This window comes from Pedobacter hiemivivus (assembly GCF_005144565.1).
Classification (GTDB): domain Bacteria; phylum Bacteroidota; class Bacteroidia; order Sphingobacteriales; family Sphingobacteriaceae; genus Pedobacter; species Pedobacter hiemivivus.
Window position 1 is genome coordinate 232,418 of record NZ_SWDX01000007.1, and the last position, 15,234, is coordinate 247,651.

Consider the following 15,234-nt stretch of genomic DNA (forward strand, 5'->3'; position numbering starts at 1 on the left):
TCACACACGAATTTGAAACTTTTACGCTACATCATTTTTTTAAAAACGATTGTTTTATTAACATCTGTTAATAATCAAGCGCTAGCTTTTACTTCTTTTTCGACCTTTCAGGTCGTGCAACAGGATACAACTAAGAAGGACACCACAAAGAAGAATACGCTGAATAAGGGCGAACTGCAGCGCAACCTGAAGGATACAACAAAGAACGATTCTCTAAAAAAGGGGAGCGTACAGAGCAATCCAAAAGATACTGCGGCTTCAGAAAAAATTCAATATGCGGCCAGAGATTCTGTCTCTTTTAGCAAAGACAGCAGTATTGTTTATTTATATGGTAAAGCCAGGGTGATTTACCAGGGGTTGGAGCTGGATGCGGATTACATTAGTTTTAACAATAAGACTAATATTATTTACGCCCGAGGCACTGTAAATGATAAAGGTAAATATATTGGGCGCCCAATTTTTAAAATGGAAGGACAGGGGACTTCTATGGCCGATTCGTTAAGATTTAATACTGCAACCAAGGCCGGTAATATATTTGGGGTATACACCGAACAGGAAGGCGGCTTTTTTACAGGTGGAAAGGCAAAGAAGCAGCCTGATGATGAAATACACAGTAAGGGGCAGACTTTTAGTACCTGTAACTTGCCGCATCCCCATTTTGGGATACACTTTACAAAGGCTATCGTGACGGAGAATCAGATCATTGCCGGACCACTTTATTTAAAGATTGAAGACATTCCTTTACCGCTTGGTTTGCCTTTTGCCTTTTTTCCCAAGCCAAATAAGAAGAGTTCGGGGATTATTTTACCAACGCCAGGTGAGGATTTCTCAAGAGGATTTTTCTTACAGGATGGTGGATACTATATTGGTTTAAGTGATTATTGGGATGCAAAGCTTACGGGGACGATTTATTCGTATGGATCATTTAGTGCAAGGGGAGCCTCAACTTATACCAAAAGATATAAGTTTAGTGGAAATATTGATTTGAACTATGCTTTTAATCAGTATGGGACTAAAGAAACTGCAGATTATAATTCTAGTAAGGATTTTAGGATCAACTGGAGCCATTCACAAAATCCAAATGCAAAGCCAGGAACTACTTTTTCTGCAAGTGTAAATGCGGGTACATCAAGCTACGATAGGTTAACAGCGGGGGGAAATACTTATGACCCTAATCAAACTGCAAACAACACTTTGTCTTCAAGTATTGCCTATAGTAAGATTTTTGGAAAAGGAATAAATTTTACGAGTGCATTACGTCACTCTCAGGAAACGCAGGCTAAGACCGTAAGTTTAACACTACCTGATGTTACCTTGTCTGTACCTACATTTAATCCATTTGACTCAAAAGACCGTGTGGGTGAGCAAAAGTGGTATCAAAAAATATCGGTAGGATATAGCATGCAAGCTACCAATCAGATTAATACCGCAGATTCCTTGTTGTTTAAAAAGGAAAGCTTATATAAGTTCAGAAATGGGATGCAACATAATATTCCTATTAGCATGTCTTTTAATGTATTGAAGTATTTTAACTTTAATACAGGGTTGAATTACCTGGAAAGATGGCATTTACAGTCAATTAGAAAGACTTACGCTAAAGTACCAAATCAACAGGACGCTGTTTTTATTGATACGGTACCTGGTTTTAACAGATCTGGTCAATATTCAATTAATGGTGGATTATCTACCAAGATATACTCAACAGCTCAGTTCAAAAACTTGGGTAACTTTAAGGCATTACGTCATGTGATGACTCCAAGTGTTAGTTTTGGCTATACACCGGATTTTTCTGATCCAAGCAAAGGAAACTATAAGTACGCCTATTATCAGGACGGATCTCCAAAATATACTATTTTAAATGGGGTAGTAGAACAGGAAAAATACTCAATTCACGAAAGCTCTTATTACGGAGGTCCTGGACAGGGTAAAAGTGCCTCTATTTCATTCTCTGTCGATAATACTGTAGAGGCAAAATTCTTGTCTCCAAAAGATACGACAGGAACGGGAGAAAAGAAGATTCCAATCATTCAGGGTTTAGGGATTAGTGGATCTTATAATCTGCTTGCAAAGGAGTTTAAGTTATCGACTTTAAGTTTCAGTGGTCGTTCGCAATTTACCGATAAGCTTGGTATTAACTATTACGGTACATTGAACCCTTATTTGTATGAAGACGTGTTGGATACTGCGACTAACCTTACCAACAGAAAACTTGTAAGTAAATATACCTGGTCAAAAGGTCAATTCCCTCGTTTAACCAATTTCGGTTTCTCCTTTAGCTACAGCTTAAATCCAGAAGCCCTTAAGCGTAAAAATGAGACTGATGATAAGCTAAAAGAACAAAAGAATACTGGTGCGATATCACCAGAGCAAGCTGAAGCTTTGGCTAAAGTAAGTCGTGATCCAAATGCTTTTGTTGACTTTAATATTCCATGGAACTTTGCCTTTTCTTATACTTTTAATTATAGTACTACTGATGTTGGGCAAATGCCTACAGTAACCAACACGTTAAACTTTAACGGGGACATGAATCTTACACCTAAATGGAAGGTAACTTTTAGCTCGGGTTGGGATTTTAAGAGTAAAACTATTTCTCAAACCAACTTTGCTATTTATAGGGATCTACATTGCTGGGATATGGCCTTTACTTGGGTACCTTTTGGTTTTTACCAGAGTTATTCTGTTGATATTAAGGTTAAGGCTTCAATTCTTCAGGATTTGAAACTGAGCAAAAGAAAAGGATACTACAGTAAATTCTAAACATATTTTATGCTAGCAGAAATTATAACCATTGGTGATGAAATACTGATTGGTCAGATTGTGGATACGAATTCGGCCTGGATGGCTGAGCAATTAAATCTCATTGGTATAAAAGTTAAACAGGTTAGTTCCGTTTCTGATGATGCAGACCATATCATTGAAGCCTTGCAGCTTGCAGAAAAAAGAGCGGATATCATTCTGATCACAGGAGGCTTAGGACCTACTAAGGATGACATCACTAAAATAACTATGGCCAGGTATTTTAACATGGGCTTTAGGCGAGATCAGGAAACATTGGAGCATGTAACCGATATTTTTGTCCGTTATAATAAGCCGATGATCGAATCTAACCGCAAACAGGCTGATGTGCCCGATGGCTGTACGGTGATTAAAAACAAGAACGGTACGGCGCCATGTATGTGGTTTGAAGAACGCGGTAAAATATTTGTTTCTATGCCGGGGGTTCCTTTTGAAATGAAGTACCTGATGGAGGAAGAGATTCTTCCGAGATTAAAGAAAGCATTTAAGCTGCCCGCGATCATTCATAAAACGATACTGACAGCTAATATTGGAGAGTCTTTTTTGGCGGTAGAGCTGGAAGAGATAGAAGATAGTTTACCCGCACATATTAAATTGGCCTATTTGCCAAAATTGGGTCAAATCAGGTTAAGACTAAGCGGATCTGGTGATGATGAAAATTTGCTTAAGGCAGAGGTAGAAGCTTATGCACAGCAAATCATCAATAAGGTAAAAAAGTATGTAGTCATTGATCAGGATATTGCACTGGAGAAGGCGATATTGAATATAATGCAAGCGCATAAACTCACGTTATCTACTGCCGAAAGCTGTACAGGTGGGTACATTGCGCATTTGATTACTCAGCATCCAGGATCTTCGGCGGTATACGCAGGAGGGGCAGTAACCTACTCTAACGCACTTAAAACGTCGGTTTTAGGGGTTCATGCCGAAACATTGGGTACTTATGGTGCCGTAAGTGAAGAAACTGTAAAAGAAATGGCCTACGGTGCAAGAATTAATTTTAAAACTGATTATGCTGTTGCTGTGAGTGGCGTAGCCGGACCAGATGGCGGAACTGAAGATAAACCAGTTGGTACTGTGTGGGTTGCGGTAGCTAATAGTCACCATGTAATTGCAAGGAAGTTTAATTTTAGTAACCGCCGGGCACAAAATATTGAGCGTTCTGCCATAGCTGCATTGTCTATGGTTTTGAATGAGATTAAACAAGATGTGGGTTAAGTCTGCAAAATACTTTACTTTTGCACCTGATACAAATCATAAAATAAAAAATGGCTCAATACGAATTATTGTTACCTAAAATGGGGGAGAGCGTTGCAGAAGCAACCATTATTAAGTGGGTTAAACAGCCTGGCGATAAGATTGAAATGGATGACACCATTTTAGAGATTGCAACCGATAAGGTGGATTCTGAAGTTCCGTCGCCAGTAGCAGGTAGATTAGTAAAGCAATTATTTAAAGAAGACGATATTGTACAAGTGGGTGCGGTAATTGCCATCATAGAAACTGATATGGATGCCTCGGTAAGTACTGAAGCCGTTGCAGCGCCTGTTGCAGCACCAGAGAAGGTTTCTGAGCCGGTTATTGAGAATATACCAGGACTAGAGCAACTTTCTGCTGAAAATGCCTCAGATCGCTTTTATTCTCCTTTAGTGAAGAATATCGCAGCCCAGGAGGGAATTCATTTAGCTGAACTGGATGGTATTGCCGGAACAGGATCTGATGGACGTTTAACTAAAGATGATTTATTAAATTATATTCAAAATAAACAGGGTGGAAAAGCTCCTGCTGTTGCAACTAATACCGCTCCTGCGGCGCCAGCACCAGTAGCGCAGGCATCTGCTGCTGCACAACCTGTAAAAGCGCCAGCTCCACAAGCGGCTACAAGCGTAAGTGGTGGTGACGAGATTATTGAGATGGACAGGATGCGTAAGCTGATTGCCGATCACATGACCATGAGTAAGCAAACCTCACCACACGTAACTTCTTTTGTAGAAGCTGATGTGACCAATATGGTGATGTGGCGCGAGAAAGTGAAAAAGAACTTTGAAAAAAGGGAGAATGAGAAGATCACTTTTACACCAATCTTCGTAGAAGCGGTGAGCAAGGCGATCAAAGATTTTCCAATGATCAATGTGTCGGTAAAAGGTACTCAAATCATCAAGAAAAAAGATATCAATATTGGTATGGCAGCTGCTTTACCAAGTGGAAACCTGATTGTACCGGTGATTAAAAACGCAGATCAGCTGAACCTGGTAGGTTTAACCAAATCTGTGAATGACCTGGCCAATCGTGCCCGTAATTCTAAGTTAAAACCGGATGAAACACAAAACGGTACTTTTACTTTAACCAATGTAGGCTCTTTTGGTAATGTGATGGGGACGCCAATCATTAACCAGCCACAAGTGGCTATTCTTGCTGTAGGTGCAATTAAAAAGAAACCTGCGGTGTTGGAAACAGAATTTGGTGATGTGATCGCGATCAGACACATGATGTTCCTTTCTTTATCGTACGACCATAGGGTAGTAGATGGTGCGCTTGGCGGATCGTTTGTACGTCGTGTGGCCGATTACCTGGAGAACTGGGATATGAACAGAGAAATCTGAACTGCTATATAAACTAAAAAAGGCCCCAATTTGGGGCCTTTTCATGATCAAAACAAATACTAGTTAACTAACTAGTGAGGCTTCATCTGCTACAGCTTTAATCTGCTGCTCAGTATAAGTATATTTTCCTGTGTGGGCAATGAACACATCTTTTTGCTCCAACAAATCACGGTTGGCCATCAAGCTTTTTAAGCTTACATTTCCAATAACGTATTTGTAGTCATCACGTGAGAATCTTTCTACAATGTTCTCAATCTGTAATTTCTCTACAGTGTATTCATGCGTATAGCGCAGGTAAACTTCAATGCTTACATTATCAGTATGCACAAGTCCGTTGTGCTGATGATATTTCTTATATTCATAACGGTAACCGTATCTTAAAGCGGCAATGTCCGACAATACGGCTGCACCAGTAGGGTGGCCACCAGCTCCTTTTCCAAAAAAGAATTGTTTATCGGCAAAGGCAGCCTGAACAGTTACACCATTGTATTCATTTTCTACATTGAAAAGGAAATCGTCAGACTTCACAAACTTTGGCAATACATAAGTCACGACTTGTTTAGTACTTATTTTACGTGCAGTAGGTACCAATTTAATTTTAAAGTTCTTTTCTCTTGCGTACCTGATGTCGTTCTCAGAAAGGTTCTGAATACCAACATTAAGAATTTTATCAGGATTGATGAATAAACCATAAGCATGTGCAGTTGCAATAGCCAGTTTAAATTTAGGATCGTATCCACCAACATCCATAATCGGGTCAGTTTCTGCGAAGCCAAGATCCTGTGCTTGTTTTAAGGCTACACTATATTCCATGTTCTCATTAAATATTTTGGATAAAATATAGTTTGACGAACCATTGAATATACCGCTGATGCCGTGAAGCAGCTCATTGTCGTAATACTCTTCCAGGTTACGGATAATTGGAATACTACCACATACTGCACCTTCATATAGTAAGGAAGCATCATGCTTTTCTTGTAATTCAACCAATTCCGCAAGGTGTGAGGCAATCATTTTTTTATTGGCAGAAACAACGTTTTTACCACTAATTAATGCTCTTTTAACGATGTTATAAGCAACCTCAGCATCATCTATCAATTCTACGATTGTATTGATCTCACTGTTGTTTAACAGTTCATCATGATCGGTTGTGAAAAGGTGCGCATCTAAAGTACGCTTCTTATCAGGGTTTTTGATGGCGATTTTAATGATTTCAAGATTCAAATCCTGACCACGGATAATGTCATGTAATCCCTGTCCAACTACCCCAAAACCAAATAAACCAATTTTAAGTTTCTTGCTCATCTAATTATTATGCTGTTTTATGTAATTTAATTATTTTCTTGTTGATGCTTTCCTTCAGGAAATTACCAATGATGTTTGTCAATGCGTCAGTTTCTATCAGGAATCCATCATGGCCATAGGCTGATTTAAGGCTATGAAATTCGGCACCTGAAATGTTTTTGGCCAGAAATTCCTGTTCAGAGATTGGGAAAAGCACATCGTTATCAATTCCGATCACCAACGTGTTCGCTTTGATCAATGCCAGCGCATCAGTTACGCTGTTTCTTCCTCTGCCAACGTTGTGGCTATCCATTACTTTACTTAGGTACCAGTAGCTGTAAGCATTAAAGCGCTTGCAAAGCTTTTCTCCCTGGTAATTCTGATAAGAAGAAGCTCTAAAGTTACCCGTCTTATCATTTACACTTTCCAGCTGAGTAGCTGTATAAGCATCGTAAGTTCTGTATGACAATAAGGCGATACTTCTGGCCACTTTTAATCCTTTTAGACCACCATCAGGCTTTTGTGCGTAAAAACTACGGTCGGTGCTAATGGCTAAGCGCTGACTTTCATTAAATGCGATACCCCATGGAGAGTGAACCGCGTTTGTGGCTACCAGGATAAGGTTCTCAACGATTCCTTGATCCATAATTGCCCATTCCACAGCCTGCTGTCCGCCCAAAGAGCCACCTATCAATACTTTAATGTGCTGAATACCAAAATGTGCAGCAAGCAAGCGGTGCGCCGAAACCTGATCCCTCACCGTAAGTTCGGGGAAGGAAAGGTAATAAGGTAATCCCGTTACCGGGTTTTCACTTAAAGGATTGGTGCTACCATAATGCGAGCCCAATACATTGGCGCAGATGATAAAATGCTCTTCAGGATTAAATAAGGCGTTGTTGCCAAATAATCCTTTCCACCAATCCAATACATCAGAATTGGCAGTAAGTGCATGGCAGGCCCAAATTACATTATCCTTTTTGGCATTCAGTTTACCATAAGTTTGATAGGCAATTTCAAGCTTACGGAGCTTCTTGCCACTTTCAAGCTTAAAGGTCTTGGTGTAATTATATGTGGATATTGTACTCATTACTTATTTTTTTATAGCAGCAAAAGCTTGTTCAAAATCGGCTTTGATATCATCGATATGCTCGATACCAACAGATACTCTCAATTGATTAGGGGTAACACCAGCGCTAATTTGTTCTTCTTCGCTTAATTGCTGATGGGTAGTTGCTGCAGGTTGTATGATTAGTGTTTTTGCGTCTCCAACATTGGCCAGATGACTTACCAAATTAAGGCTGTCGACCAATAAAGTAGCTTTTTCTTTAGCGCCATGTAATTCGAAAGACAATACAGCACCAAAGCCATTTTGCAAGTACTTTTTAGCATTGGCATGGTATGGACTGCTTTCCAAGCCTGGGTAGTTTACGCTTTTTACAGCCTCATGGCCTTCAAGCCAGGTCGCTAATGCAAGTGCATTGTCAACATGACGTTGTACACGTAGTGACAAGGTTTCTAAGCCTTGCAGCAGTTGGAAGGAGTTGAAAGGAGAGATGGCAGGACCAAAATCTCTTAAACCTTCTACACGGGCACGAATGATAAACTGGATATTTCCGAAAGGACCATCATTTCCAAACACCTCATTAAATACCAATCCATGGTAACCTTCAGATGGTTCAGTGAATTGACTGAATTTGCCATTTCCCCAGTTGTAGTTTCCACCATCTACGATTACACCGCCAATGCTGGTTCCATGTCCGCCAATCCATTTAGTCGCAGATTGAACTACAATGTGTGCACCATGCTCCAATGGTTTAAACAGGTATCCTGCGCAACCAAAAGTATTGTCTACAATTAAAGGCAAATCATGTTTGTTGGCAATAGCTGATATCTTTTCGAAATCAATGATGCTATAAGCAGGGTTACCTATACTTTCCAGGAAGATTGCTTTTGTATTGGCATCAATTTTAGCTTCAAAATCTGAAGGATCATTGCCATTGGCAAATTTAACTTCAATACCTAAGCGTTTAAAGCCAACTTTAAACTGGTTGTAAGAACCACCATATAAGTGAGATGAGGAAACGAAGTTATCGCCAGCTTCTAAAATGTTGTTTAATGCAATAAATTGTGCTGCTTGTCCAGATGCTACTGCTAAGCCTGCTACACCACCTTCAAGGGCTGCTACACGTTTTTCAAATACATCCGTAGTCGGGTTCATGATCCGGGTGTAGATGTTTCCAAACTCCTTCAGGGCAAATAGGTTTGCACCATGTTCAGAGCTTTTAAATCCGTAAGAAGTAGTTTGATATATAGGTACAGCTCTGGAACCGGTTGTTGGATCGATTACCTGACCTGCGTGTACTTGTAATGTTTCAAATTTATGAGAAGCTGACATATTGTGTTTAATTTATATGGTGTAATTAATTTCTTAGGAGGATACCCACAGGCATAAAAAGGCATGAAAGTATATAGTAGTTTAGCGTACCCCTAAAGGGCCTTCCGGATGGATTACAAGAAATGCAAAAGGAAGATTTAATGATTATTGCATGCAACAGCACATACACATGGTAAGTGGCGGGCAACAATAATGATTAAGATTAGAAGTAATAGTTTTCATACGTTTAAATTTATCTTTCCAAACGGCACCATGCCGGCTGGTCAGGAATTGGCACCTTCTCCATTTTGGGAGGGTTGCCAGTGGGTCAAAGAGCCTGTCTCTCGCCACTTCTTTATAAATCAAACCTTGAATTAAGAAGGTTGACTTGATTAGCTTTCGCTAAATAATAATTCAAATGTAGGCGTAACTTACAAAATATCCAAAATTTAATTCTGAATACTTTGTAAGTGTCTAATATTTAGTGATATAAAGTTATTTGTTTGGTTCGTTTTATAACTGTTTCACTGCTAAAGCTTGCTCGAAATCGGCAATTAGGTCGTCTATATGCTCAAGGCCTACGGAGATCCGAATTAAATTCTGTGGGGTTTTGGTGTCTGGACCCTCTACAGATGCGCGATGCTCTATTAAGCTTTCAACGCCACCAAGGCTGGTTGCCTGTGCAAATAGCTTTACCTGATTTACAATTCTACGTGCTTCTGCAGCCCCACCTCTAACAAGGATAGATAGCATCCCCCCAAAACCACTCATTTGTTTCCTTGCAATCTCATGTCCAGGGTGAGTAGGTAGTCCGGGATAATATACAGTTTCAACTGCAGGATGATTTTGAAGGTAAAGGGCTAGTGCCATTCCATTTTCACAATGTCCGCGCATTCTATAGGACAATGTTTTAATACTTCGAACCAGTAAGAAGCAGTCGAAAGGAGAAGGAACTGCTCCGCCAATCTGTTGTATGTTTCTGATCTTTTCCCAGAACTCATTTTTCTCAGCGGTAATCAAAACGCCACCAAGCACATCACTATGGCCACCAATGTATTTGGTTGAAGAGTGCATCACGATATCGGCACCCAGCGCAATTGGATTTTGCAGGCAAGGAGAGGCGAAGGTGCTATCGCAGGCCAATATCAATCCATTTGCTTTACTTATTTCGGCTATAGCGGCCACATCAGTGATCTTTAACAAGGGGTTGGATGGTGTTTCTGTCCAGATCATCACGGTATTTGGTTTGATGTGCTGCTTAATCAATTCAATATCTGTGAGGTCGATGAAGTCAATAGATAAGGTGTCGGCAAAAATGGTCTGTAGTTGTCTTTTAAAGCCCCAATACATATCGTCGGGCGCAATGATATGGCTTCCGGGCTTAAAGGCTTGGAAAACGGACATTCCAGCAGTATTTCCGGAGGAGAAGGCGCAGGCATCAGCTCCTTTTTCTAACTCAGCAATAGTGTTTTCAAGAGCAGATCTGTTTGGGTTGCTGACTCTGCTGTACATGTGTCCACCAGAATATCCACCATCTTCATTTCTTAAAAAAGTTGTAGATAAATTTATCGGTGGTGTAACATCTTGTGTGCTGATGTTATATAAATTTCCGGCATGTATTGCTAAGGTTTCTGCTCTCATTATTATGGGGTTAAATACTAAATAATTGCGTTAAGCGATGATCAGGTTAAAGGTAAAAATTATTATGCTGAAGTTTTGGCAAGATTTATGTATTTAAAAAGTAAAAATACTTGATATGAAAAGAATATTCCTGATAGCAGCCATTTTTTGCAGTGCAATAATGGTGTTGCAAAGCTGCTCGCCAAAAGGTGCAGCAACAACTCAACCCGTAAGAAGAGGTGACATAACCGGTAACTGGGTTTTAAATGATATTACATTTGATGGGGTTCCACAAGCTTCTGTTAAATCGTTGTTTGGTGAATCATCGTACAAGTGTTTTGTGGGTAGTACCTGGAGATTAACCAATAGTGGTAATGGTAGTTATACATTAGGTGGTGAATGTGGTGCTAAAATGCAAACTATTTATTGGTCGGCTAGTCCTAAAGACGATACTTTCCAATTTAAAAAACTGTATGAAGGTGATAAAGCTAAAAATGTAACAGAAGGTTATAGATTGGTGATCGCATCTGCTAATGGCGATGGTATGGTGATTAAAACGCCTGTAGAATATGGTAGTGGAACGGCTTATATAGTGTTGAATTTCGCTAAGGCTCAAAAATAAAAATAACCGTTCTCTTCAAGAGCTGCATTGCTTCGCTGAAAAAGCGAAGAACGCTATGCTCTTTCGGAGAAGATAATTTTTCTGATCACAAAGAGCAAAGAGTACTGTGTAAACACAAAAAAAGTACAACATTAAAAGGGCACAAAAAAAAGGAACTTACTTTGGTAGGTTCCTTTTTTTTATGCTTGCTTTTTAAAGTATTATTTTAGCTCTCTTAAATGTCGGAGTAATCAGTTGGTGTGAGGAAGCGCGTATCGTTTTTAGATACATTGTTTTGGTATTCAGGCATAGATTTCAGTTTCAGCCAGTATTCGTCTTTTCCAAATGTTTTCCAGTGTTCATCACGGTCAGCTTTATTTTCAAAGGTTGTCAGGTACATAAGGTTAGGCATTCTGCTTCCAGAGACTACTTCAGCATAAAAGACAGCGTTAAAATTAAGTCTTTTGAAGAGACCGATTTCACCGCCTTTATTGAACATCTCAACTTTGTTTTTATAACGCTTTTCAGTTGGACCTTCGTAGCTACGGAGTTCGTAAACACGATCTTTTTTGGGGGCGCTTAATTTTGGTGTGTTGAACTTCGGACTACCTTCAAAAGCATTAAGTAGGATGCTTTCTATTCTTTCGTAAGGAGCATCGGTGTGTAGCGCATCCAGGTAGCTTTTTCCTTCGTTCCTGAATTTGAGGTCCTTTTCAAGGGCGTTTTCAGTCTTAGTGAAATGCGTGTAAGAATTGAAGGGGATAAAAACATAAATCAGTTTTTCACTATTCTCAGTCCCTTTTGTGTCTGTATTTTGCAGGGGCTTAAAAACACCTACATTGGTTATTCCGGCGCGATGCAAAGCTGGCAGGTAGGCCGTTTTTAAAAAATCATCCACTGTTTTCTCTTGCTCGCTACTTTTTAAATGGTAGACTTTTATTTGGTAGAAATCTCTGCTGCCATTATTTGCATAAAGATAGCTAATGGGCATTAGTAAGGCGAGAAAGAGGATGGATAGTTTATTCATGTTGACTTTCAATAAGTTCTTTGATTTTTATGAGACGGTCGTAAAAACATTCGAAGGGTCTTACGTTTCCGTGTATTTTTAATAGGGTGATGTGAGTGTCGATGCACTGGGCTACATTGTTTAGCTTGGTGCCTGGATAAAGTTCTAGTGACTGGGGTAAATCTATTCCTGAAAAATGGGCTTCTAGTTCGTCAATTGTCATGTTGCAAATGTAGCCAAATATTGAGATTCTTTAACGTATGTATTTCCTTTTCTGAAGAGAAGCTCTTTTACATAATACTGACAGGTAAAATCGGTTAAAAAAAGAGGTATCTAATGATTTTATACTATTTTTGCTCATTATACATCATAAATGGATACGACTTCAAAACTTGCTTTGATCTTAGCTGATGCTGATCTTTCAGCAGAACTAAAATCAATAGCCCTCAAAGTTCAAAATAAAGAAAGGATTACATTTGATGAAGGTGTTTACCTTTATGAACATGGCGAGCTAGGTTATCTTGGTGTTCTGGCAAATTATATCCGGGAACAACGACATGGCGACAATACTTATTTCAACCGTAATTTTCATATCGAACCTACAAATGTTTGTGTATACGATTGTAAATTTTGTTCTTATTCGCGTCTGATTAAAGAGCGTGAATCAGGATGGGAGATGAGTGTAGATGGTATGATTGATGTATTGAAGAAATACGACAATGAGCCAGTTACCGAAGTGCACATTACCGGTGGTGTAGTGCCAAAGCAAAACCTGGAGTTTTATAGCGATTTTTTTAGAAAAGCAAAAGCACATCGTCCTGATCTTCATATCAAAGCCCTTACTCCGGTAGAGTATTACTATATCTTCAAAAAGGCGAAGCTAAGCCATTATGATGGTATGAAATACATGCAAGAGGCTGGTCTGGATTCGATGCCAGGTGGAGGTGCCGAGATCTTTCATCCGGAGGTGAGGGAGAAGATTGCGCATGATAAATGTAATGCAGAGCAATGGCTTGATATACACGAGCAGGCGCACAAATTGGGTATGAAAACCAATGCAACGATGTTGTATGGACACATAGAACAGTTTTGGCATAGGGTAGACCATATGGAACGCCTGCGTCAACAACAAGACAAAAGTGGGGGCTTTCAGGCATTTATACCACTTAAATTTAGAAATCAGAACAACCAGATGGACAATGTACCAGAGGTTTCAGTGATTGAGGATTTGAGGAATTATGCCATTGCCCGTATTTATATGGATAATTTTGATCACATCAAGGCTTATTGGGCGATGATCAGCAGGCAAACCGCACAGCTATCCTTGAATTTTGGTGTAGATGACATTGATGGTACCTTAGACGATACCACTAAGATTTACTCTATGGCAGGAGCAGAAGAGCAAACCCCAGCTATGAATACCCAGGAACTGGTAAACCTGATTAAACAGGTAAATCGTAAGCCGATTGAACGGGATACTTTATACAATGTGGTAACTGACTATACCAACGTTGTATTTGAAGATGAAGCGAAACCACAATATTATAAATTGCCCGTAATCAATTAAAATGGATAAGGAAATATACATCATCAGGCATGGTGAAACCGATTTAAATAAACAAGGAATAGTACAAGGTAGAGGGATCAATAGCGATCTGAATGATACCGGAAGGGCACAGGCTGCTGCATTTTATGCTGCTTATAAAGATGTGTCTTTTGATAAGGTATATACCTCTAAATTAAAGCGTACGCATCAAACTGTTAAAGGTTTTATTGATGCAGGAACGCCGTGGGAACAACTTGCTGGATTGGATGAACTTGCCTGGGGTGTGTGGGAAGGTAAACCCAATGATGAAAATGCCATTACTGCTTTTAAAGGCATAGTGGAGCAATGGGATGGCGGAGATTACGATGCCCATTTTGAAGGTGGCGAAAGTCCGAATGATGTGCTGTTGCGTGAAAAAGAAGCGCTTAAGGTTATCAAAAGCGCAACCGACGAGAAAACCATTTTGATCTGCATGCATGGTCGCGCAATGCGCCTGTTTTTATGTTTGTTGACCAATATGCCGATCTCCGAAATGACTTCATTTCCGCATCAAAACACTACCCTATATAAAGTTGAACTTACTGGTGATCAATTTGTGATTACCGAGTTTAACAATACTGATCATTTAAAATAGCATTTACTGTTGAATAAGATTAAAATTTCTGCCGTTTCCTATACCAATACCAAACCTTTTATTTACGGAATTGAACATTCAGCCTTATTGGATCAGATCGATTTGAGCTTAGATATTCCTACAGATTGCGCTGCTAAATTAATTGATGGACAGGTGGATATCGGATTAATTCCTGTAGCTGCAATTCCTCATGTACCCAATGCCAACATTGTTGCCGATTATTGTATCGGATCTGTAGGCGCGGTAAATTCTGTGTTCATCTTTAGTAAAGTACCAGTTGCCGAAATCAAGACGGTAAGACTGGATAGTCACTCTCGGACCTCTAATAACCTGGCTAAGGTTTTATTGAAGTTTCATTTTAAACAGGCCGTAAGCTACGTTACAGATGAGCCCATTGATGCAGATGCAATTGTTTTAATTGGCGACCGCACTTTTGGCAGAAGGGATGATTTTCCATTTGCCTACGATATGGGTGAGGAGTGGATGAATTTTACCGGTCTGCCTTTTGTTTATGCAGCATGGGTAGCCAATAAAGCTATTCCGCAAGGATTTATTAATGATTTTAATCAGGCACTGGCTTTTGGCTTGTCTAAACGCAAAGAGCTGCTGCTGGACTTGCCTAAACTTGATAACTTTGATCTGGAAGATTACCTGTTGCATAAACTTGATTTTGAGCTAACCGACAAAAAGCGCGAAGCCCTGGCTTTGTTTTTATCGTACATAGCAAAACTATAAACCTATTCACATTTTTTTAATTTTCAACAAAACGT

13 protein-coding genes and 1 riboswitch are annotated in these 15,234 nt (G+C 39.6%); of the genes, 7 read left to right on the forward strand and 6 right to left on the reverse strand.

Annotated elements, in window-relative coordinates:
• The first annotated feature begins 12 nt into the window (after window positions 1-12).
• From FBD94_RS18470 to FBD94_RS18480, 3 genes are read left to right on the forward strand one after another with little or no spacing between them, the layout of a single operon-like run.
• Entirely contained in the window at window positions 13-2,757 is a 2,745-nt protein-coding gene (locus tag FBD94_RS18470; RefSeq protein ID WP_136881306.1) for a putative LPS assembly protein LptD, read from the forward strand.
• A 9-nt stretch (window positions 2,758-2,766) separates the two neighbouring features.
• Window positions 2,767-4,014 carry a competence/damage-inducible protein A gene (locus FBD94_RS18475; protein ID WP_136881307.1) on the forward strand — a complete coding sequence of 416 codons (1,248 nt, stop codon included), beginning with the start codon at window positions 2,767-2,769 and terminating at the stop codon, window positions 4,012-4,014.
• A 50-nt stretch (window positions 4,015-4,064) separates the two neighbouring features.
• Window positions 4,065-5,399: a dihydrolipoamide acetyltransferase family protein gene (locus FBD94_RS18480; protein WP_136881308.1), complete on the forward strand. Its 1,335-nt coding sequence runs from the start codon at window positions 4,065-4,067 to the stop codon at window positions 5,397-5,399.
• 63 nt (window positions 5,400-5,462) lie between these two features.
• On the opposite strand, the gene FBD94_RS18485 is transcribed toward FBD94_RS18480, so the two are convergent.
• The 4 genes from FBD94_RS18485 to FBD94_RS18500 all read right to left on the reverse strand — a co-directional run bounded on the left by FBD94_RS18485 (window position 5,463) and on the right by FBD94_RS18500 (window position 10,698).
• Window positions 5,463-6,704 carry a homoserine dehydrogenase gene (locus FBD94_RS18485; protein ID WP_136881309.1) on the reverse strand — a complete coding sequence of 414 codons (1,242 nt, stop codon included), beginning with the start codon at window positions 6,702-6,704 and terminating at the stop codon, window positions 5,463-5,465.
• A 7-nt stretch (window positions 6,705-6,711) separates the two neighbouring features.
• Window positions 6,712-7,770 (reverse strand): homoserine O-acetyltransferase family protein, encoded by a 1,059-nt coding sequence (locus tag FBD94_RS18490; protein WP_131612353.1) that lies wholly within the window; start codon window positions 7,768-7,770, stop codon window positions 6,712-6,714.
• A 3-nt stretch (window positions 7,771-7,773) separates the two neighbouring features.
• The gene (locus tag FBD94_RS18495) at window positions 7,774-9,078 is read right to left on the reverse strand and encodes an O-acetylhomoserine aminocarboxypropyltransferase/cysteine synthase family protein (RefSeq protein WP_131612351.1); all 1,305 of its coding nucleotides are present in this window, start codon (window positions 9,076-9,078) and stop codon (window positions 7,774-7,776) included.
• Between the two features lie 229 nt (window positions 9,079-9,307).
• Window positions 9,308-9,421: riboswitch (SAM riboswitch) on the reverse strand.
• Between the two features lie 149 nt (window positions 9,422-9,570).
• A complete protein-coding gene (locus FBD94_RS18500) occupies window positions 9,571-10,698 on the reverse strand; it encodes a trans-sulfuration enzyme family protein (RefSeq protein ID WP_131612349.1) in 1,128 nt (375 codons plus the stop codon).
• 115 nt (window positions 10,699-10,813) lie between these two features.
• On the opposite strand from FBD94_RS18500, the gene FBD94_RS18505 reads away from it, so the two are divergent.
• Window positions 10,814-11,299, forward strand: coding sequence for a lipocalin family protein (locus FBD94_RS18505; protein ID WP_131612347.1), 486 nt, complete (start codon window positions 10,814-10,816; stop codon window positions 11,297-11,299).
• A gap of 214 nt (window positions 11,300-11,513) precedes the next feature.
• Here FBD94_RS18505 and FBD94_RS18510 read toward each other — a convergent pair whose 3' ends face one another.
• Window positions 11,514-12,305, reverse strand: coding sequence for an NIPSNAP family protein (locus tag FBD94_RS18510; protein WP_131612345.1), 792 nt, complete (start codon window positions 12,303-12,305; stop codon window positions 11,514-11,516).
• Entirely contained in the window at window positions 12,298-12,507 is a 210-nt protein-coding gene (locus FBD94_RS26605) for a DUF6965 family protein (RefSeq protein WP_394347794.1), read from the reverse strand. The genes FBD94_RS18510 and FBD94_RS26605 overlap by 8 nt, the downstream gene beginning before the upstream one ends.
• A 150-nt stretch (window positions 12,508-12,657) precedes the next feature.
• Between FBD94_RS26605 and mqnE the strand changes: the two genes are divergently transcribed.
• Genes mqnE through FBD94_RS18525 form a run of 3 tightly spaced genes read left to right on the forward strand, consistent with a single transcriptional unit; the run spans window position 12,658 to window position 15,199 of the window.
• The gene (mqnE, locus tag FBD94_RS18515; protein ID WP_131612343.1) at window positions 12,658-13,851 is read left to right on the forward strand and encodes an aminofutalosine synthase MqnE; all 1,194 of its coding nucleotides are present in this window, start codon (window positions 12,658-12,660) and stop codon (window positions 13,849-13,851) included.
• A gap of 1 nt (window position 13,852) precedes the next feature.
• Window positions 13,853-14,464 carry a histidine phosphatase family protein gene (locus FBD94_RS18520; RefSeq protein WP_136881310.1) on the forward strand — a complete coding sequence of 204 codons (612 nt, stop codon included), beginning with the start codon at window positions 13,853-13,855 and terminating at the stop codon, window positions 14,462-14,464.
• Between the two features lie 9 nt (window positions 14,465-14,473).
• Window positions 14,474-15,199, forward strand: coding sequence for a menaquinone biosynthetic enzyme MqnA/MqnD family protein (locus tag FBD94_RS18525; RefSeq protein WP_136881311.1), 726 nt, complete (start codon window positions 14,474-14,476; stop codon window positions 15,197-15,199).
• Window positions 15,200-15,234 lie beyond the last annotated feature (35 nt).

Bases quoted from the DNA above. Each gene is read 5' to 3' on its own strand.
- FBD94_RS18475 (WP_136881307.1), top strand. From the start codon at position 2,767: ATGCTAGCAGAAATTATAACCATTGGTGATGAAATACTGATTGGTCAG.
- FBD94_RS18480 (WP_136881308.1), top strand. From the start codon at position 4,065: ATGGCTCAATACGAATTATTGTTACCTAAAATGGGGGAGAGCGTTGCA.
- FBD94_RS18485 (WP_136881309.1), bottom strand. From the start codon at position 6,704: ATGAGCAAGAAACTTAAAATTGGTTTATTTGGTTTTGGGGTAGTTGGA.
- FBD94_RS18490 (WP_131612353.1), bottom strand. From the start codon at position 7,770: ATGAGTACAATATCCACATATAATTACACCAAGACCTTTAAGCTTGAA.
- FBD94_RS18495 (WP_131612351.1), bottom strand. From the start codon at position 9,078: ATGTCAGCTTCTCATAAATTTGAAACATTACAAGTACACGCAGGTCAG.
- FBD94_RS18500 (WP_131612349.1), bottom strand. From the start codon at position 10,698: ATGAGAGCAGAAACCTTAGCAATACATGCCGGAAATTTATATAACATC.
- FBD94_RS18505 (WP_131612347.1), top strand. From the start codon at position 10,814: ATGAAAAGAATATTCCTGATAGCAGCCATTTTTTGCAGTGCAATAATG.
- FBD94_RS18510 (WP_131612345.1), bottom strand. From the start codon at position 12,305: ATGAATAAACTATCCATCCTCTTTCTCGCCTTACTAATGCCCATTAGC.
- FBD94_RS26605 (WP_394347794.1), bottom strand. From the start codon at position 12,507: ATGACAATTGACGAACTAGAAGCCCATTTTTCAGGAATAGATTTACCC.
- mqnE (WP_131612343.1), top strand. From the start codon at position 12,658: ATGGATACGACTTCAAAACTTGCTTTGATCTTAGCTGATGCTGATCTT.
- FBD94_RS18520 (WP_136881310.1), top strand. From the start codon at position 13,853: ATGGATAAGGAAATATACATCATCAGGCATGGTGAAACCGATTTAAAT.